General features: G+C 36.5%; 13 protein-coding genes. 12 read left to right on the top strand and 1 reads right to left on the bottom strand.

The features are described 5' to 3' along the window. Positions 1-49: 49 nt before the first annotated feature. The 10 genes from AB6T38_RS06725 to AB6T38_RS06680 all read left to right on the top strand — a co-directional run bounded on the left by AB6T38_RS06725 (position 50) and on the right by AB6T38_RS06680 (position 13,919). Positions 50-871 carry a glycosyltransferase family 2 protein gene (locus AB6T38_RS06725; protein WP_372546564.1) on the top strand — a complete coding sequence of 274 codons (822 nt, stop codon included), beginning with the start codon at positions 50-52 and terminating at the stop codon, positions 869-871. Further along, on the top strand, positions 864-2,492 hold the full coding sequence (locus tag AB6T38_RS06720; protein ID WP_372546563.1) for a hypothetical protein: 1,629 nt from the start codon (positions 864-866) through the stop codon (positions 2,490-2,492). The genes AB6T38_RS06725 and AB6T38_RS06720 overlap by 8 nt, the downstream gene beginning before the upstream one ends. 4 nt (positions 2,493-2,496) lie before the next feature. Then, positions 2,497-4,101 (top strand): aldolase catalytic domain-containing protein, encoded by a 1,605-nt coding sequence (locus AB6T38_RS06715; protein ID WP_372546562.1) that lies wholly within the window; start codon positions 2,497-2,499, stop codon positions 4,099-4,101. Further along, the gene (locus AB6T38_RS06710) at positions 4,101-4,841 is read left to right on the top strand and encodes a 3-deoxy-manno-octulosonate cytidylyltransferase (protein ID WP_372546561.1); all 741 of its coding nucleotides are present in this window, start codon (positions 4,101-4,103) and stop codon (positions 4,839-4,841) included. Before AB6T38_RS06715 ends, AB6T38_RS06710 begins: the two co-directional genes overlap by 1 nt. Continuing rightward, on the top strand, positions 4,838-5,494 hold the full coding sequence (locus tag AB6T38_RS06705) for an HAD family hydrolase (RefSeq protein ID WP_372546560.1): 657 nt from the start codon (positions 4,838-4,840) through the stop codon (positions 5,492-5,494). The genes AB6T38_RS06710 and AB6T38_RS06705 overlap by 4 nt, the downstream gene beginning before the upstream one ends. 9 nt (positions 5,495-5,503) lie before the next feature. Beyond that, entirely contained in the window at positions 5,504-6,619 is a 1,116-nt protein-coding gene (gene gmd / locus AB6T38_RS06700; protein WP_372546559.1) for a GDP-mannose 4,6-dehydratase, read from the top strand. Positions 6,620-6,708: 89 nt separating this feature from the next. Beyond that, a complete protein-coding gene (locus AB6T38_RS06695; protein ID WP_372546558.1) occupies positions 6,709-8,100 on the top strand; it encodes an SDR family NAD(P)-dependent oxidoreductase in 1,392 nt (463 codons plus the stop codon). Between the two features lie 520 nt (positions 8,101-8,620). Beyond that, positions 8,621-11,272, top strand: coding sequence for a glycosyltransferase (locus tag AB6T38_RS06690; RefSeq protein WP_372546557.1), 2,652 nt, complete (start codon positions 8,621-8,623; stop codon positions 11,270-11,272). 271 nt (positions 11,273-11,543) lie between these two features. Beyond that, positions 11,544-12,245, top strand: coding sequence for a DUF6270 domain-containing protein (locus tag AB6T38_RS06685; RefSeq protein WP_372546556.1), 702 nt, complete (start codon positions 11,544-11,546; stop codon positions 12,243-12,245). A gap of 501 nt (positions 12,246-12,746) precedes the next feature. After that, positions 12,747-13,919, top strand: coding sequence for a glycosyltransferase (locus AB6T38_RS06680; RefSeq protein WP_372546555.1), 1,173 nt, complete (start codon positions 12,747-12,749; stop codon positions 13,917-13,919). A gap of 596 nt (positions 13,920-14,515) precedes the next feature. Here the strand turns inward: AB6T38_RS06680 and AB6T38_RS06675 are convergent. Further along, the gene (locus AB6T38_RS06675) at positions 14,516-17,209 is read right to left on the bottom strand and encodes a glycosyltransferase (protein WP_372546554.1); all 2,694 of its coding nucleotides are present in this window, start codon (positions 17,207-17,209) and stop codon (positions 14,516-14,518) included. Positions 17,210-17,738: 529 nt separating this feature from the next. On the opposite strand from AB6T38_RS06675, the gene AB6T38_RS06670 reads away from it, so the two are divergent. Both AB6T38_RS06670 and AB6T38_RS06665 read left to right on the top strand, forming a co-directional pair. Then, positions 17,739-18,455, top strand: coding sequence for a polysaccharide lyase (locus AB6T38_RS06670; protein WP_372546553.1), 717 nt, complete (start codon positions 17,739-17,741; stop codon positions 18,453-18,455). A gap of 208 nt (positions 18,456-18,663) precedes the next feature. Beyond that, positions 18,664-21,462: a glycosyltransferase gene (locus AB6T38_RS06665; RefSeq protein WP_372546551.1), complete on the top strand. Its 2,799-nt coding sequence runs from the start codon at positions 18,664-18,666 to the stop codon at positions 21,460-21,462. Positions 21,463-21,529: the final 67 nt, after the last annotated feature.

Genomic DNA, 21,529 nt, shown 5'->3' with positions numbered 1-21,529 from the left:
TAGCGATTATTTATGGTCAGTTTACAAAGTTGAAAATCAGAAGGTTTATATGAAATATCCTAAAATTTCGGTAGTGATAGGAAGTTACAATCGAAGAAAGTTAATTGAAGTATGTATTGAAGCTGTTAGAGCTGAATTAAGCAACCAAAGCTTCGAAATAATTGTTGTAGATGGAGGTTCAACAGATGGAACCGTCGAATGGTTAGTAGAGCAAAAAGATATAATAACTTTGGTTCAACACAATAGAGGTGAATGGTTAGGTAAAACAATTGATAGGAAACCATGGGCTTACTTTATGAATTTAGCATTTAAATGTGCCTCTGGAAAGTACATATGTATGCTAAGTGATGATAGCTTAATTATTCCAGGAGCGATAAATAATGGAGTGTTTTTATTTGATGAGCTTCTTGAAAACAATATAAATGTTGGTGCCGTTGCCTTTTATTTTAGAGATTATCCAGTGAGAAAAAAATATGCTGTGGCCGTCAATATAGGTAATTTATATGTAAATCATGGGCTGTACTTAAATAGCGCTATTAAAGATGTTGGCTATATAGATGAAGATTACCATTTTTATTTCGCTGATACAGACTTAGTGATGAAATTAAAAAACAAAGGGTATAAATGCATTGCTTCAAAGTCTTCATTTGTTGAACACTATTTTGATGCTACACCAGAAATAAGAGCTACAAATAATGATGATAAAAAAGAAAAAGATCGGTTGCGATTAATAGAAAAGTGGAAAGGAGTATCATATCCCGAGCAAGATTACGAAAAATATAAGAAGATTGTTGGTTATTGGGATTACCACAGTCTTGATTTTGAAGATGAAAGAAATACTATCCAAAAGTTGATTGACGCTCATGATTGATAATTCTCCATTAGATTATTTAGTTTCTTTTGATAGAGCTATCTTGGAAACTAAAACATCAAAAGAGTTACTAATTATTGAAAGAACACGTTATAGAGAGTTGTTTTTTTGTAAATTAAATAGCTTTGTGTTTGATAATAAAGAAAATCATGACTTTTTGTTTTTTCGAAGTTTACAACGATCAGATTATAAAAAGTATTTCGACAGTGTTTTTAATTCACTTGATTCTAAACGTAAGCTCATGATTTCAGAGTTATATAGTATCGAAAGAACGTTTAATTTTGATACGTTAAATTATTTTCTCCAACATGGCGATACTATTAAAAAGCATTCGGGTTTATCAGGAGATATAATTGATAGCTGTATTTTATTAAGATTAGTTTTAAATCTGTATTTAGTTGAACAGCTTTTAAAATTGAAGTTTAAAACAGTAGTCTTTTTCTCAGACCATCAGCCTATTGAATACTTATTTTCGCTAGTCTCTAAAAACGTTGGGAAGTTGACGATAACTTTACAGCATGGCCTTTATGTTGAGTATGATAAAATCGAAACAATAAATAGAGTTAACTATGAAAGTTGTGTTTCTGAATACTTCTTAGCTTGGGGGGAGAATACTCAGAAACTTATTCGAAAGTACCATCCTAACAAAAAAGTATTACTCTGCGGTAAACCGAATATTTCAGTTAACTTCGATAAAAATGTTTGTAAAAATAAATACGTAACTTTAATTTTTGATCAGCCATTATTTAGTTCGGAAAATGATTCTTTATTGAAGTTAGTCGTGAGTTTTTGCGAACAAAATAAATTGGATTTAAACCTTCGGTGTCATCCCGGTAAGCCTTTTGAAAAGTATGACTGGACTGGTGTTGAGAATTGCACAGTTCACAATAATTTAGATATAACTCAGTCTCTAATTATTATAGGGCATACCACTACAATGATTTTCGAAGCGTTAGCTGTTGGATTACCTGTGGTGCAATTTAATTCAGGTGCACCTGCAATTCATTTACCTCAAAAAATGCAATTTGAAAACTTCGATAGTATGTCGAGAGCTATTTTAGAAAATAAGTCAAAAAGCAAAGAGCACTTTAAAGCAATTTCTGAGAAATATTTTGCAAAAACAGGAAGTAACTCACTAAAAACTTACAATGACAATATAAAAAATATTTTTGAATTGAAAAAAGCGACTTTTGTATGTTGTAGAAAAAGCGTGTTTGAGATTATAGGAGTTTTACCTTTCCAAAAACGTATAAATTGGTTAGTGGCAACAGTTAAAAAAAGAATATCAACAAATCCTACAATTATTTTTGTTGGATCTGAAAAGTGGTTACATAAATCAAAAATGTTAGTTCATAAACCTCTAGAAAACATTGCAAATTGTTACTATTTTTCTTTTAAGGAATTAGAGAAAAATTTTAATTGCGAAAATTTAAATCTTCTTGACGATTTTGAATTAATTAAGCACGCAGGCGATGTGTTAGTGAGTGATATGATTACTGATATTAACATCAGTAATTTTGGCAATGTTTCTAAAGTAAGAACTAGCAGAAGAAGCAATTTAATTGCTAGGGTCGAAAACGAATTAATAAAGCTTAATATTCAAGAATTCAAGAGGTTATAATAATATGTATATTTTAGACTGCACACTGCGTGACGGTGGATATTACAACTCGTGGGACTTTCCCCTCGAACTTACAAATAACTACTTAAGCGCAATGACTGCGGCTGGGGTGGATATTGTTGAATTGGGTCTTCGCTCACTGATAAACAAAGGCTTTAAAGGAGCGAATGCATTTACAACTGATAGTTATATTGATTCGCTTAATGTACCAAGTGAATTGAAAGTTGCGGTAATGATAAATGCAACAGAAATAGTCGGAGATGTAGATCAAAATGAGGTGTTATCTAAGTTGTTTCCGAACAACGCAGAACATTCAAGAGTCAACGTCGTTCGTATTGCTTGCCATGTTCACGAATTTGTAAATGCCTTACCTGCTTGTACTTGGTTAAAAGAACGAGGGTATCTTGTAGGCTTTAACTTGATGCAAATAGCCGATCGGTCTCAAGAGGAAGTCGAAGATTTGGCATTAGAAGCTGCAAAATATCCCATTGATGCTTTGTATTTTGCGGATAGCATGGGGAGTATGAATCCCTCTCAAACGAGTAAAATTATTAGCTGGTTACGTAAATATTGGAAAGGTGCCATGGGGATACATACCCATGACAACATGGGCTTGGCGCTACAAAATACCGTACAAGCTATTGACGATGGTGTTACTTGGTTAGATGCCACTGTTACCGGTATGGGAAGAGGTCCAGGTAATGCGCGCACTGAAGAGTTAGTTATTGAAATTGCGGATAAGAGAAATCAAACTATTGATATGGTTCCTTTGATGGGGATCATTGCTCAATTCTTCCAGCCAATGAAAAATAAATGTGGGTGGGGCTCAAATCCATATTATTATCTTTCGGGTAAATATGGAATTCACCCAACCTACATTCAAGAAATGTTGAGTGACTCACGATATGACGAAGAAGATATTTTAGCAGCAATTAATCATTTAAAAGTTGAAGGCGGTAAAAAGTTTAGTGCTAATACACTTGATGCGTCTAGACACTTTTATCAAGGCAACTGCAAAGGCAGTTGGGAACCAAAATCTGTACTTTCTGGAAAAAGTGTACTTATATTAGGTGCTGGTCCTGGTGTTGCAGCCCATAAACTTGCAATAGAAAGTTTTATTAAGACGGAAAAGCCAGTGGTCATCGCATTGAATACACAATCTTCAGTTTCTCAAGAACTAATTGACTACAGAGTTGCATGCCATCCAGTTAGATTGTTAGCGGATTGTGCTGCGCATGTTGAATTACCACAACCTTTGATTACACCAGCATCTATGTTACCGCTAGATGTTTTACAATCTCTTAATGGAAAGAAATTGTTAGATTTTGGTCTAACAGTACAACCTTCATCATTTGAATCAGGAAAGTTAGCCGCAGTGTTACCTAACTCACTGGTTATAAGCTATGCTCTAGCCATTTCAAGTAGCGGCAATGCTAACTGTATTTACTTAGCCGGATTTGATGGTTACGGTGCAGGAGATCCTAGAAGTGAAGAAATGCAAAATACTTTAGATCTTTTCAATAAAACTCAAAATATTGAAGTTATGTCCGTTACACCAACAACTTATCGCATCCCTACATCGTCAATTTATGCGATGCAGGAGTCATAATGAAAACTGTTGTATTAATTCCTGCACGATATTCTTCAAGTCGCTATCCGGGTAAACCACTTGTCCCTCTGCTTGGCAAACCAATGATCATTTGGGTTGCTGAGCTGGCTAGTGAAGCTGTGGGTAAAGAAAATGTTTACATTGCGACCGAGGATTCGCGAATTTCCGACGTTGTTGAGCAAGCAGGATATAATTTCGTGATGACTTCGGATAAATGCTTAACGGGAACGGATAGACTTGCCGAGGCTGCTAAACAGATTAATGCTGATATCTATATTAATGTTCAAGGGGATGAACCCTTAGTTAATCCTAGTGATATCCAAAAAGCTATTGATGCAAAAATCAATGACATGTCTTCAATTATCAATGGATATTGTTGGTTGTCAGAAGACGAAGATCCAACTAGTGTTAATATTCCTAAGGTTATTACAACTGAAAATGATGTATTAATTTATATGTCTAGGTGTGCATTACCTGGCTTCAAAGACCCACAAAATGCTCCTAAAGGTTATAAAAAACAAGTTTGTATTTATGCCTTTAGTGCTGAAGAGCTTAAAATGTATCAATCTTTTGGAAGAAAAAGTGAATTGGAGTTTAGTGAAGATATTGAAATTTTACGATTCCTAGAGTTTGGTAAGCGCATTCAGATGTATGAAACTACACCGGGAAGTTTAGCTGTGGACGTACCTGAAGATGTGGCACCTGTTGAAAAAGCATTACAAGTGTTGCACAAATTATGAAACTACCATTATCTGAATATAAAACAATAATATTTGATTGTGATGGTGTGATTTTGAACTCCAATAAGGTCAAAACTCAAGCGTTTTATTTGGCCGCTCTACCGTATGGAGAGGAGGCAGCTAACAAGTTAGTTGAATACCATGTTGCCAGAGGTGGTATTTCACGTTACAAAAAGTTTGAGTGGTTTATCGAGTCCTTTGAGAGCGAAGATAAACCTATTCGACAGCAAGAGTTGTTGGATAATTATGCTAAGTTCGTTTTAGATGGATTGATGAAGTGTGAGATTGTCAATGGATTAGCGGCATTGCGTCAAAAAACTAGTAAAGCAAGATGGCTAGTGGCTTCAGGAGGAGATCAAAAAGAGTTGCGAGATGTTTTTTCTTCTCGGGGTCTTTTCGAACTATTTGACGGAGGAATTTTTGGAAGTCCCGATAGTAAAGATACTATCTTAGAGCGAGAGATTTCTAATGGGAACATCCTACAGCCTGCACTTTTTTTAGGCGATAGTAAATATGATCATGTTGCATCAAAACAGGCGAATTTAGATTTTGTCTTCGTAAATTATTGGACGGAATTTAAAGGCTGGGAACAGTATTGTGATAAAAATGCGATAATTGTTCGACCATCTTTAGAATCGTTATCACCAATATAGAGTTGAATTATGAAAAAAGCATTAATTACCGGTGTAACCGGGCAAGATGGCTCTTATTTAGCCGAGCTATTATTAGAAAAAGGTTATGAAGTTCACGGTATCAAACGTCGTGCTTCATTGTTTAATACTCAGCGTGTAGATCACATTTATGAAGATCCACATGTTGAAAATGCTAACTTTAAGTTACATTACGGCGACTTATCTGATTCGTCTAACTTAATCCGTATCATGCGTGAAGTTGAACCTGATGAAGTGTACAACTTAGGCGCACAGTCTCACGTTGCTGTTTCATTTGAAGCACCAGAATATACTGCAGATGTAGATGCTTTAGGTACCTTGCGTCTGTTAGAAGCCATTCGCTTCTTAGGGTTAGAAAAGAAAACTAAATTTTACCAAGCCTCTACCTCAGAGCTGTACGGTGAAGTACAAGAAATTCCACAAAAAGAAACCACACCATTCCACCCACGTTCTCCTTATGCCGTGGCTAAAATGTACGCTTACTGGATAGCAGTAAACTACCGTGAATCTTATGGTATTTATGCGTGTAACGGTATTTTGTTTAACCATGAGTCTCCGCGCCGTGGTGAAACCTTCGTAACACGTAAAATTACCCGTGCTATCGCCAATATTGCCCAAGGTTTAGAAAAGTGTTTGTTCCTAGGAAATATGGATGCATTACGTGACTGGGGTCATGCAAAAGACTACGTTCGTATGCAATGGATGATGTTGCAACAAGACAAGCCAGAAGATTTTGTTATCGCTACCGGTAAACAAATTTCTGTACGTGAATTCGTGCGTATGTCTGCAGCAGAAGCGGGTATTACCCTTGAATTTAGCGGTGAAGGTGTAGATGAAGTTGCTACGGTAACAGCCGTTAGTGGTGATGATGCCCCAGGCGTAAGCGTTGGTGATGTAATTGTTAAAGTTGACCCACGTTATTTCCGTCCTGCAGAAGTAGAAACCTTGTTAGGCGACCCTTCAAAAGCCAAAGAAAAGCTTGGCTGGGTACCAGAGATCACAGTAGAAGAAATGTGTGCTGAAATGGTTCGCAGTGATTTGGACAAAGCTAAGCAACACGCTTTGTTGAAAGAACATGGTTATTCAATGGCCGTTTCCAGAGAGTAGCGTGTGTGTTATAGAATTCGGTTAGTTAAATAGTGGCGGAGGTAACCTCGAAGACTTAGGGTTACCTAGCACTAATTTTTGAGGCGCCAATGCAAAATAAACTCGCTAAAGACGGTTTTATTGGACCGTTTTCGATAGAAAATGACATGCTCCTAAGTAAAATGATTACTGAGCTTGATGGAATTGGTGAGGCATTCAAGAATTTACATATTGAAAACGAAAACTGTCAAAAATTAATTTCTGAAAATACCATCTCTGCTAAGATTCAAGAGTCGTTTGGGGATAATCTGAAAGTTTGGCGAACGAACTGCTTTAAAAAAACAGATGGTTCAGGTGAAGTTAAATGGCATCACGATAGGCACTTTGAAAATGCTGATGATGATATAGATTTCAGTAATTTAACCAATCACTTTTCGATTTTAATCGCTTTGACTGATATCGATGAAGCGTCTGGAATTATGGAGTTTATTCCAGGCTCTCATTTACAGCAAGAAGGTTATACCAGAGACACTCGTCCATATCATAAGCGTCCATTAAATCAACATTTTTTGAATGTTCCTGCGGACTTAATTGAAAAACGTATCACCATCCCATTAAAGCGTGGTGAGTTTATGTTATTTCATTCGGGGTTGTCACATCGAAGTTTACCGGCATTAGGGAGTAACGTTAAACGGTGTTCAATGGTAGCGCGTTTGTGCGTTAGTAACACCGTTATCCCACCAGAATTGGCAACTGAAGATGAGATATTTGACTACCCAATTAAATCCTTAAGAAACTCTCCACTACACAATTTAGTAGCAGTAGTAACTGGCGGAAGTAAGGGGATCGGAAAAGCAATTTGTAAGCACTTGCTGGAAAGTGGTTGTAAAGTTGCGATTTTAGGAAGAGACGCACATTCTTTAAATTTGACTTTACAAGAGTTTCACTATGTTTATGGAGAAAACAATGTATTAGCATTGAAAGTTGATGCAAGTGATTATTCGAGCGTCGAAAAAGCATTTTATGATGTGAGTTTGTCTTTCGGACAAATTAATATAGTGTTTGCCAATGCTGGCATTAATGAGGCAAAAGACACAGTAGAAAATTTATCAGCTGAATCTTGGTTTTTACCATTAGAATCGAATGTTAAATGTACCTTCAATACCTGTAAAGTAGCAATTGAGTATCTAAAAAGTAAAGGTGGAAATATTATTACTATAGGTTCAGGTATCGGGCATGTTGGGTCTGCTGGCTCGTCATCTTACGCTTCAGCTAAAGCTGTAAATTGGATATTCACTAAATCATTAGCAATGGAGTTGATTAAATATAACATAAATGTCAATGAGTTAGTCCCTGGCCCAGTTAAAACGCAAATGAACCCCACAGCGGAAGGAAGCTTTTGGAAAGAACCAGACGATGTTGGCCCTTTGGCTGTTATGCTAGCTAGTCAAAACTTGTTGAATGGCGCAACCGGTCAATCTTTTAGCTTAAAGCGGATATGACGATAAAAAAGCAACTATTGCTTATCTACTAGACTTAAGTGGTTAAAAGTATGGTTTTGCTATAGATTCAAGATTGTAATAATCGTCTGGGTAGTTCTTATTTGTTGTAGTTCAGGCATTTAATATTTATGCTCGAAGTTAAATAAATTTCCATATAAATTATCTTTCTATTTAGAAAGATGGGCTAAAAAATAGGACTTCAGGTACACACTCGACTTGCTATTGCGGTTGAAAGTAATTCAAAAAAAGACTGCTGCACTGAAGTTGCTTTAAAGCAAACTATTAGCTAATAAGATAAACACGTAGAACTAAAATGTTTAATCTAATTTTTATTGGAATAGTGAACTGTACTTTAGTTTTAAATGTGCCAACATATAAAGTGCTTTAAATAAATAATCACATCAACTTACTCAACCAAATTTTTCTTAATACATTAAAAGTAGATATTTTGCGAAATTTACTAAAACCTAATAAAAAGCTGATACTTAATTGCATTAAGCTAAATCAAAAGCAAGTTGTTTTGTGGCTTGACCTTTTAAGCTGGTTTAAAGAAAACGTCAAATTACAATTTGACGTTTTCTTGCTGAGTATCGAGAAAGATCATTGCAAAGTAGTCTCTGATGATTTTTTCATTATTGATGACTATCAGATAGATTTTAGTCAAAGCTCAGCCTTCTTATTTGATAGTAAAACCTTTACTCAAAATTTATTAGTTCAATTTGATACTCTTCACCTACTGCCTCAGCGGGAACCTAAATTCATAAATCATCTATTTTTTCCATTAATGGAAAACGATGGATTTTCCATTAATCGAAATTTAAAGCCTTGGCACCCAATTTGTACTCTCATTACTTCAATGTTTAATGGAGATGAATACAAAGAAGCATTTCTTGAAAACACCGCGAAGTTTAAAGAGCTTCAAAATATCGAAACATTTGTTTTTCGTCCCAAGTCTGATGGTCAAGAGCATTTAAGCTTAATGAGTTTTGGTGAAGACAACACATCGTTAATTTATGTTTGGTTAGCTGTTGATCCTGGGCTATATGATGTTTGGAACTTAGGCGTTAGGTTAAGCTCTTCGTCTTTCTGTTCAAATGCAAATATTGATGACAAACGCAGCTCTGAGCATGTCGTTGAATTGGTTGATGTATTAACGAAAAACCAAGAGATTGATGCCGCTAGCACCAGTCTTCGAGTGACTGATGTTAAAAATCAACCTTGGAATGACTCTAATCACAACGAGGTTTGGTATAAGCCGAAAGTACCTGAAGTGTATGACATTGAAAAACTGGCGAAATTTAATCATAAAAGTCAGAAAATAGTATCTCAAAATATCCCCCATTGCATGCCTGTTTGGCGCACAAAGGTTCACCGCGAAAATGGTTACTTTAAAGAAAGCCGTTTTGGCCCCTCGTCAGATTGGGAATTCTGGCTTCGATGTGGGGTGAATGGCAGTAAATACTATCTTTTGAACAAAGAGTTAGGTTTATATTACCGAGCTCCAAATTCGTACTGGAGACGTAATCCAGAAGCAAAAAATTATGATGATTTGATTGTAAAAGAGTATTTTGTTGGGCGACGTAAACGTTCTATACCCTTAAGCCAGAATTTAAAGAGTTTGCAATTAACAGCCATTGTCAGCGCATTTAAGCAAAATGATTTTTGGGTGGGATTTGGGCTTCTTTACAAGTTTTTGAGAAAAGAGTCTGTTAACCATCAATCCCAAAAGGAGTTATTGGAAGCCTTATGTGAATCAATATTAGAAACTGATTTTCAGTATTTGATTGACTGCACAAATAGACTTTTGCCGGTTTCAAACCTAAGAGATACTTTCTTTGATTTCATTGGATTTTATTTGCGAGGTTTGAATCAGCAAGATATTACTGAAAACCTATTTGCCCGCCTATTGATTCTGTCTGACAAAATTATATCCTCCGAGGACGGTATTTTAGGGTGGATGATAAAAGCGAAAGTACATCACCAAAAGGGCGAGTCACAACTTGAAAACGTTTATTTAAACAAGGCTTACAGCACCGACCATTATAAGTTTTGGTGTAACATAAATCGTATTTATGGATTAGAGGAAAAATTATCTTACTTTTTGGATAGAATAGATAAAGCGCCGAAAATGTCAGACTTTTCTTGGTTAACACCTGATCGCACTCTTTACTATTTGCCAGATTATAGTGAAGGTAACCCTTATCAAAAACTACTTTATCAAAACTTTAAACAGTTTGGTGTTGAGGTTAAGGGCTTGTCAGAATCTGACAGTAAAAACTTGGATTTGTCACAATTTATTAATGGTGATGTTTTACATATTCATTGGGTAAATATTTTCTTCAATAATCAAACCACGGATACCTTATCTGTTGTACTTGATGATTTTTTAACTAAATTGAGGCTGTTAAAGAAAAAGGGCGTAAAGGTTGTTTGGACAGTTCACAATCGTCAGAATCACGATCAGTTAGACCTTGATGTAGAGTATAAATTTCGAAAGGAATTGTCTAACTTGAGTGATGTTGTTTTACTTCATCATCCACTCATAGAAATGGAGATAAAAGGCTGGTTAGATGAAAATGCCAACATACAAATAATTGAACATGGGCATTATCAAGATGTTTATAAAAATACGATTTCCAAGTCTGAAGCAAGAGATATTGTTGGTGTAGGTTCTAATAAGTTAGTAATCACGACTTTAGGTAAAATTAAAAAATACAAAAACTTGGTTGATAAACTCAGAGTTTTTAAAGAGGTGCTCAATGAAAATAAAGATTATTTGAGCTACGTAATTGCCGGGAAAGTTTTTTGTAAAGAAACATTAGCTGAAATTAAATCAATAGATAAAGGGGACCTTGTATTAGTAAACAAGTTTATTGATGATGATGATGTACAGTTATATCTTAACTCAGCAGACTACGTGCTTCTCTCGTATCGTGATATTTTAACTTCCGGTGGCTTTTTTCAAGCAATGTCCTTTTCAAAAAGCGTATTAGCCCCTAGTTTAGGTACCCTTAATTATTATGTGGTAGATGGAATAAATGGTTATAAATATAGTAGCGATGAAGAGCTAAGTACTATTCTAGTCTCATTGAAGCCTGATTGCGGAAATTTCTTAATTGTTGACAACTTATTAAATTGGCCCATTTTATCCTCCGATATGGTAAGTCACTAATTTTTATACTAGGTCACAATAAAAACATCATTGGTTGCAAAACTCCTAATTTCCTCGAACTTATTTCTTACTGTAAACTAAAACTGTTTATAACTTCATGGCTAAAACTGTGCTGTCTTGCTAACATGAAAAAACCTATACAGGATTCTGCTCATAGTTTGAAAATCGAACAATTTCAGTAGAGCTTAGGTGCATGGTGGTGCTGTACTTATAATAAAATTAGTGAGTTAATAAAAATGAAACAACACTTAATATTTATAGAGTTTTTGAAATGAAAAATGTTCGAATTCTTGGTAGTTGTGTAACGCGGGATGCATTAGAAATAACTACGGACTTTAAGTTAATTGACTATACGGCGAGAACCAGCTTAGCGTCTTTGGCAACCAAAAGCAGAAAAGACCCTAAAATATTAACTAATATCAAATCTACATTTCAAAAACGAATGGTAGAAAGAGATATGACTAAAAGGTTTTGGCTTAGTTTAGAAAACAGCCAAAATGACATTATTGTTATTGACCTAATTGATGATAGATTTAATCTAAAGCTTTTTGATGATAATTCGTCACATACTGTTTCATCGGAGTACAAAACAGCATCGATCTCTCAAGGTCAAAATGGACGTATAGTCAAAAGCTCCTCTGACGAATTTAAAACCCTATGGGAAGCAGGTTTAAGACGTCTGAAGGGATATTGTGATGATCTAAAGCTAAATAAAATATTCGTTAATTGTGTGTTTTATCAACCAACTGGCAATCACTCTATAGATTTCCCAGCGAAAATTGCAGAAAAAAACGAGTATTTGCGAGCAGCTTACCTTAAGTTAGAAAACACCTTCGGAAGCGAGGCAATGATTGAGTACCCTAAAGAAATAATAAAGGCCGATATGGATCATAAGTGGGGGTTAGCTCCGTTCCACTTTACTGAGCAAACATACAAGTTTTTCCTTACCGAGTTAGCAAATAGAACGTTATAAAAAGTGCTATCAGTTTAATTTTTTATAGATAACTTTTTTGAAATGTTATTTTTCAATTAATTGATATTTGCATAGAGTTAATTCAATATTTATTGTGAATTTCTAGAATTCATTGTAGACGACGTCAGAACCACAGCAGCCTAACTCAACATTCCGCGAAAGAAATTGCTCTGCCTCTCTGTCATCCTGTTTGATGTATCTCCTTAAATGTATGAGTTACTCTCAGGGTACTAGGCTATAGGGGAGTTGCCGTTTGTCAGAGACAACGATTATATGGTTGGTTAACAAATGCTCAATACCGACGGCGAAGAAAGTTAGTTAAAAAAGTTGAACATTTTGAGTTTAATAGATTTGGGAAAGAAAATAATCGCCTATGAAAAGAGCGTAAAATGTTAAAAGGCCGATACTTTGAATTTACTTAAAATGTAAATCTATATTTATATATTTTTGTTTATCACGGTATCATGTACCTGTATTTTTAATTAGTAGGATTTTAATATTGTGAACAATACATCGACGAAAAAAATTGGCTTTCCAATTTCTGGTAGGAAGGGAGAACGCGGAAATTGGCAAGGAGCTAGACCTGGTGGGGCCGATTTGTCAGCGTTAAATTTGGCCGTGAAAATGTCACAAATGGGCTTCCAGATCGTCGTGATTTTAGATCAAGATGGCCCAACCGTTGATTATATAATACGTCTAGGTTTAGATTACGTCGTTATTAATTTACCCAGTATAGATAAGAGAGCGCCTTTTGACGACTCTGTGATTCAAAGTATTGTTAAACACTCTGCTGATGTCGAGAGACATTTAACAAAAGAGTCTATTGGAATCATCCATACAAATGATGCGGGTATGCACAGAATATGGGGTGCCTTGAAACAAAAAATTGAATTTATTCACGTATGGCATGAACGAGGATTGTTCCAGCACCCTGCCAAAGCTGAAGAGTTTTTACTAGCGGCCGAAATGGTACTGACAATTTCGATGTTTGTTAGAGATCGCGCACCAGTAAGTATTAGAGATAAAGTTATAGTAGTTGACAACCCAATTACAATCGACAGGGTTTATGATCGCAAGCAAGATAGTTATTGGTTAAAGAATGAGTTTGACATTCCATTGGATGCCAAAGTCTTTACGATGATTGCGAATGGCAATAAAAGAAAGCGTTGGGATATGTTTTTTGAGGCAGCTGCAAAGTCTATAAAATCTAACAAACGACATTATTTTATTTCTGTTGGGTTAACTGTACGTAGTGAGATCAATGATTTAAAGCATAAGTACATATCATCTGATGTCGCAAGTAATGTTATCATTGCTGGATATCGTTACGATGCTTTGCGGTTTGTTTCAGGAACGGACGCGTTAGTTTCTACTGCTAAAAATGAGCCTCTGGGACGTACTATAGTTGAAGCCGGTATGTTAGGAACTCCGATGATTATTTCCTCTGAGGGAGGACATAAAGAGTTACTTCAACAGCTTTCACCTTTTTGTCTTGTAGAAAGAGCTGATGCCAATAAATTCAAAAATGAGTTTGATAAGATTGATGAGCTATCATCGCTTTATGTGGGAGTTAGGGATGATGTGGCAGATAGTATGTCGTGGCGTTTTTCGCCCGAAAGACATGTAAAGAGCGTTGCTAACCTTTATGTGTCTGTTCTAGGTATTGCTGTATAAGGTCGTAAGTATAATTTATATACTTAGCGTTAATTAACCTTAACCTTGTTTAAGACCGTGACCTAATTACATGTTCCGTGCTCGGGTCTTTCGACCAAGAAATATTCACTCACAAGGAACAGGCATGAATAATTTATTTGAGTGGTATTGCGATGTTGGTTACTTTTGAAAAGTAGTTACTCCACAATGTCAAAAACAATTACTTGAAGACGGTAACAGCAAACGGCAATGATAAGGCAATATGACACCCAGCGAAATCATGACAATTGTGATTGTTTTCAGATGTCACATTACACTTATCACTACTTTTAGTAAAAACCTGAAAGCAAAAGCCCTGTCTTTATGAGATAGGGCAATGCTCTCAAAATGCTTTATCATTAAGACAATCAATGAACCGTTAAATAAGATTTCGTTGATCAAATACTCAAGCCATCGCAGTCTGCGATGGCTTTATGCTCAATTTACTCGCGAAATTAGTGACTTATTGCTTAAAAAAGATAAGCCATCCATTGATATTATAGACCTTAAGCGTAATGCGATGGTCGTTGTTTAAGCAGGTCTGAGGTTAATCAGAAATATCATAGGTTTGTTCATTCCTATTTGAGCAGATTAAGTATTTTTCTTGCGACCACAGGACGGCTACAATTATCAACTACGAATGCAAAACCACGTTGAGTTTGAATTGTGTATTTTTCTTTGTCGTTCCATAGCTCACGAATAGTATCTTCAACTTTTGAAGGTTTACAATACACTGCAGCTCCACCGAATACTGGTTCATAACTTTCCGGCAAAATTACAACTCTGCCAGACGCCATCGCTTCCATAATATTTCTACCAAACTCTTCAATATAATCTTCATGGGTAAAGTGAAGGAAGAAGTCTAAACTTTCAATGAACTCTGTAATTTCGATGGAATCGAACTTAAACACTTCCCAATTACTCGGCAATTTGCCAAGTACTTTTTGAGGTGTTTTTGCACCGCCTAACAGCTGTACCTTTACATTTTTCTTGTTGCCGCAATATGCATTGAAGATATCGGAATGAGATTCAGGCCACTTAGTCCAGTGATCTCGACTATGGCGTCCGAGAACTATGGGTCTATTAGAACCTAAGCCATTAGGAGGATTAGGGACTGTTTTTGGTAAATCATGGCTATAAGGAGGGAACCAAGTTTCATTTAGTAAATTATTACCTCCTCCAGCAAGTGTCAGTGTTTTTTCCACAATAGAAGAAATGGGAATCCAAACCGGTAGTTTCCCAAATAACTTTTGAGTCAACTCATTCACATCTTTTTCTGCATAATAATGAGGTTTTTCACTCCACAACTGCATTGGAGATTGGTTAACTAAAATAGCTACTTTTTTACAATCTATAGTAGGAACAGCATCAATTTCATATTTCAAAATAGGAGGATGATGGATAACAACTAAATCAGCGTTAATATCATCTTCAGGAACTAAAATATCAACATTTTCGTTGTACGATAATTCCATATATTCGTCGGCAATTTCTGCAACTTTTAGATCGTATCTGGGCCAATGAAACAAACCGACTCTAAGACCTGAATCTAGAGCTGCTGCTACATATCCCTCATTACAACGCCTAGTCCCACCAAGTAAGCTCAAGTCAGATATAATAACCAAGTCGTAGTGGCGATTTAACGGCCAATTATTGGGCGCTAAACCCGCAGGGATAGGAAAGGGGTCTTTTAAGCTCTTTCTATTTGTAACAATTTTTTCAGAGTTCGCTTCTACCTTTTTAGATTTCCAATAATTAGCTTGTCTAGAGTATTCCTGACGTATACCAAAGGTTAAACTGTTTAGGCTAGTTTTTTTATTTTGAGTTAACGAGTTTTCATGTACTAAAAAGAAAGATAAAGGCACGCCAGTTAATATATCTTTAACCGAATCGTTACCCCAAAGCATTCGGGCTCTTTGCACAAACTCATCATCCGCATTAGCCGAAACGCCGTCCCATTCTCCTAATGCTTCCAAGTCTTGCTTTCTAATAAGAACTGATGGGTAGCTTCGATGTACATAATCGAGATTATTTCTTTGCGGTCTTAGCATAAACTCCATATTAGAATGCACTCGAGCCATCATCGAACAGGTGATTTTTAAACGCGGATTACTTAACATCGCTCCCATTTGAATTTCTAACATTTGTGGATGTGACCAATCATCACTATCATGAACTGTTATAAAATCACCAGTGGCCAAGCTGAGGGCTTTGTTTCTTGTACCATAAGCACCTTGGTTCACGGTATTTTTGGCTACCTTCAAGCGGCTATCTAATGCCGCCATTTCTTCAAGTAAAGCAAGCGAGTTATCTGTACTGCAATCATCTACCGCAATAATTTCAATGTTACTCCAACTTTGGCTAAGTAAAGATTGCATCGCTACTGAAATAAAGTCTTCTGCGTTATACACAGGGACTAAAATACTTATTTTAGAACCGCCGCTAATTGTTTTTGGTGGGGTCGCAATTGTTAAATTGCCAAATTTCATACCTTCAGATTGGTCTATAAAGGAAACTTCACTCAAACCGAAGTGTGAGTATATCTTGTTTAATACTATGAGCCTTTCTTCATTTGATTCTAGGCGGTTACACAAGGCGCATAAAAAATCACTATCAAACCTTTGCGCTAGTGTGGGTTCAAGAAACTCTGTTGCTTTATCTAAAAGCCCAAGTTGAAGAAGGCTATCTATAAGTAATAACTTTGTTCGTTTGGCTCGATAAAGTTTGATATCTAAAGGTCTAATATCTTTCAAACAACGATATGCGTTAGACCAATCCTTCGTTGTACTGTACCACCGACTCAAACTTAATAGGGCATGGGCGCGCTCTGATTTTTTGCCATTATCGTCGTAAGCAAATTTCTCTAAATCATTTACCGCATGCTCACTAAATCCACCCCATAATTTTTTGTTTAACTCGCCCGCTGGAGTTGATGGTTTTATCGACTGAGCTCTAGAATCATTGGCTTGAATAGAGCGGCCTTCTGCCATTCCATGCTCAATATAGTGTACTAGAGGATTTAAACCGGCTATAGCTACATCTTGGTATTGTGATAGGTACCATGTTTGGTCGAATTTGGGGCTGGGTGCGCGACCTTCAGTAACACCAAATTGAATGTAATGTTTAATTGGATCTTGACCCGACTCTTTCACATCTATGTTTTGTTCTAAGTACCATTTTGAGTCAAATAAACCTGATTCTTTAATTAGTTTGGCTTGCCGACGAATAGAGTGTTTTTTAAAAAGTGAGGCCGAAGGTAAAAATCTGAACATGTATAGCTTCCAATTGTAACTGAGTAGTCGGTCAAAAGAGATTCTTGTGACAATAATAAACCAATCGGAAAGGATAAACGTCGTGGTTGATCTATGCAATAGACTAGCGGCAACTATTAACATGGTTGTTGGATTCTTATGCAGTCAGTTAAGTTGTATTAAACCAAATGACCTTTAATTGATAGAATCTGGTATTGTCATTGTTTTCAGTTTTACTCTTGCTTTCTAGCTTGTTGAAAAACGTTTGAGCTAGGTTAAATTTGAGACTTGTTTTAGACAAAGAGCTATAGAAAGTTTAGTTGATGAGTAGTGGGCTCTAGGCACCAACCAAAGTGTTGTAGCCTCTGGAGTTGGTGCTTTTGTACAGGATTTTAAAATGGACGTTTTGAAGGCCGATTGCTGTAACAATTTGAGTAGTGAGTTTAAGACTATATACCAATAACTTAAAAAGGAGCATAAGAGTAAATTGCTAAGACTCATATTACTGCTGTTATTATCGTTATTATCGTTGTTTGCGCTAAGAGGGCATATGTCTTCAGCGCAGCAATCAACTGATTACTTGTATTATCAAGACTTTGAAGGCATGGCTTTAAACCAAAATTGGTTTAAACCTGAGTTATCGGTAAAGGGGAGCAGTGAAGAGCTAGAATACGGACAGATTATTCGACAAACTTACACCCCTAGCAAAACAGGAACACCCTATATTGGTAAACGTTTTCAATTAGTAGAGAGTGTTTCTGAAGCCACTCTCAGTTTTGATATGAAATTAGATAGTCAATTTGAATTTGTAAGAGGCGGTAAAATGCACGGCTTGGGAGGCGGTACGGCTACCACTGGCTGTAAAACTATCGATCCGAATGGTTGGTCTGTCCGAATGATGTGGAGGCAAAACGGACAACCCGTTTTATATTTATACCATCAAGATCGTAAAAAACGTTGTGGGGATGATGTAGCAGACCCTCTAGGGTTTACGTTTGTTAAAGATACCTGGTACAAAATTGCACTATATGTAAAGTTAAACAGCGAAGTCGGCAGCAGTGATGGCATAGCTGCACTTTTCATTAATGGAAAAAAACTGATAGAGCGTAACAATTTAAATTTTACTGGAAATATGGAAAATAAGATTGATTATTTTTTGTATAACTCATTTTATGGTGGAAACGATCCGAGTTGGAGCCCTTCTACTGATACTTTCGTTTATTATGATAATTTTAAAGTAACTCGAGGATTGCTATTGTCAGAATAGTTTAGCAGCTGCCAATAAGTTTCCTTTACTTCATAATTTTAGAAAGGGGTCTATTTAAAATAGCAAATGCTTACTCTATCCCCAAAAGGTGGTTGTAGAAATTTACTCAGAGCTAATTGGAATCAAAGACGCGACTTAATTTAAAATAAAACGAATGTTTTATTAAGTGCTAGTGTATTTTTATTATTGAAAGAAATTGTAATTAAAAATGGTTATTGAACAAAACATAAAGCTTGGAAAATATTTTGATGCCAATTGGTATTTAGATACTTACCCTGACGTGGCAGAGGCAGGAGTCGAACCATTAGAGCACTATATCAATTGTGGTCGTGGCGAGGGGCGGTTCCCCTGCAAAATTGAAGCATTTGAATTAGAAAAAGAGTTATGGACGACCGATAACACTGACGAAATTGAGAAAAAACTAATCACATTGTTCAGTAACTCTAGTGACTTTAGTCGGTGTTTAGCTGGGTGGGTGCTTGGTCGCTGGTATGGCAGTTATGGAAAATGGGATCTAGTAGAACAATATTTACCCGAAGCCTTGAAAGATCCAATGGCGTTATATTTAATCGCACATCAAGGTCCATATCTGTTGTTGTTTGATGCATATTATTGGCAGGGCAAATTGAGCGCGGCGCAAGCGTTACTTAACAATAATACCTGGCCAACATCTAACAATAAGTTACTAGCTCAAAATATGCTGCTTGATAATGAGAGTAGAGCTGATGATTTAACTGAACTATTTGCAAATAACCAACTTTTGGGTGTTAGTGTTAAACACCCAGAAAAGCCACTAGGATTAGATAATTTAATTGGGCTGAATGTACCTCGCAACAAAACGTTAAAAGATATTTTGCAGCCATTAGTTAGCATTATCATTCCATGCTTTAATGCGCAAGATACTATAAAAACAGCAGTAACGAGTTTGCTAAATCAGACTTGGAAAAACCTCGAAATCATCATAATTGATGATGCTTCCTGTGATGACTCATGGCAAGTTTTGCAATCTCTATCGACGCAAGACCAAAGAATTAAGTTATTGCGTCACGACGTCAATTTAGGTGCATACCGAGCGCGAAATTATGGACTTAGTATGGCCAGAGGTAAGTATATTACTGTACACGATATTGATGATTGGTCACATCCGCAAAAAGTTGAATGCCAAGTTAATGGGCTACGACAAAAGCGCAATGCTATCGCATCCGTTTCACATTGGGTTAGAGCCGATGAGGAATTGCGTTTTCAACGTTGGCGGATGGAAGATGGCTGGATTTATCGCAATGTATCTTCACTAATGTTGAAGCGTTCGGTATTTCGCCGTTTGGGATATTGGGACAACGTTTCGGTGAACGCTGATACTGAATATTATCATCGTATTTTGGCATCTTATGGTGTTAATTCCATTGTCGAGGTTTTCCCTGGTATACCGCTTTCTTTCGGGCGGGCAACAAATGAATCCTTATCTCAAAGCAAAGCGAGTCATTTAAGAACTCAATTTAAAGGGTTGCGAAAGGACTATCATGACGCAGCCATTACTTGGCATAAGACTCATAAAAAGCTGTATCTTACTCGCTTACCTAATCAGCGACCTTTCGCTGTTCCTCCGACAATGCTGAGAGGTAATGATGCCCAAAGAAAGCATAACTTAACGCTACTTTTGCAAAGCAGCGAACTGTTTGACCGAACATGGTATTTGACGCGATATCCAGATATTGCCAAGGCGGGAGTCGAGCCCGTTGCACATTTTATTAATAATGGTATTCACGAGGCCAGAGACTGCAACCCTGTGATAAGTATTAGTGGGCAGGCCTACCTCCATAAAACTAATAAATTAGCGGTTATTGAACATCTGCTGAACGAAAGTCATCTGCCAGAGTGCACTGAACTTGACGGCGAAATCCTTTTCCATGACGATAAGCCCACAATTTTATGTGTCGGCCATATGGTGTCAGAACATACTTTTGGTGCTGAGAGGAGTTTTTTGGACACACTTAAGATGTTTTCGCAAAGTGATTTTAATATTGTTGTTGTTTTGCCTAATGCCGAAAACCTCGATTATGTAGAAAAAGTCTCTGCATTATGTAGCAAAGTTATTTTTCAACCCATGCAGTGGTGGAACGCAAATAGAGACACAGATGAAAAGGTAGTTGATGCTTTCAGTCAAATTATTGAACAGCTGAATATTGCACTTGTTTATGCAAATACCCTTGTTTTGTCAGAGCCATTGAACGCAGCGACTAGAAACAACCGAAAGACGGTTATGCATATTCGTGAGTTACCCCTCAATGATCCGGATTTGTGTGAAGCATTGGGGGCAGATGCTGAAACTGTTAGGAATCATTGTTTAAAAAGTAGTGACTATTTTATTGCTAACTCTTTGGCAGTATTGAATTTCATTGATTTCAAAAGTCGAGCTTTTCTAATTCCAAATGTTATTGACATTGATGTTACTACGTCAAAACTACCTAGCGTTAAACTTCCTGTTATTGCTTCTTTACTCAGCAGTAATCTGCCTAAAAAAGGTATTGAAGATCTACTTAAAGTTGCGGAGTTGTGTGAGGCTAAACAGTTTCCTATTGAGTTTCATATTTATGGGCCTGAAAATGAACATACAGCGAATTGGAAAAAACAGACGAGCTTACAAAATTTAAAATGGAAAGGTTATTGCCAGAGCTCCTTTGAAGCACTTAAAGATACCGATATCTTACTAAATTTGTCCCACTTCCAGGAGTCTTTTGGTCGCACGGTGATAGAAGGTATGGCGAGCGGTTGTGCCGTTGTTGCATATGAATGGGGGGCTATTCCTGAACTAGTTGATGAAAAAAATGGTATTTTAGTTCCCTTTAAAGATATTGAAGGTGTCGTCAACGCTCTGGGCTTGCTGATAAAAGAGCCAAGCCTGATTGTAAAACTTGGTGTGAATGGCAGAAGTAAAGCAGTAGAAGGCTATAGTTATCAAAAAGTTAAACCAAGCATGTTAAGTGCTATTCAGCAAATTTTAAAATAGTATCAAAACATCAATTTATATTTCCATAATTGAAAATATATCAGTTAGATGTTTGTAATCGTATTCA

The sequence above is a fragment of the Aliiglaciecola sp. SL4 genome (assembly GCF_041538045.1).
Taxonomy (GTDB): Bacteria; Pseudomonadota; Gammaproteobacteria; order Enterobacterales; family Alteromonadaceae; genus Aliiglaciecola.
This window is presented reverse-complemented; position numbering and strand designations above follow the sequence as displayed.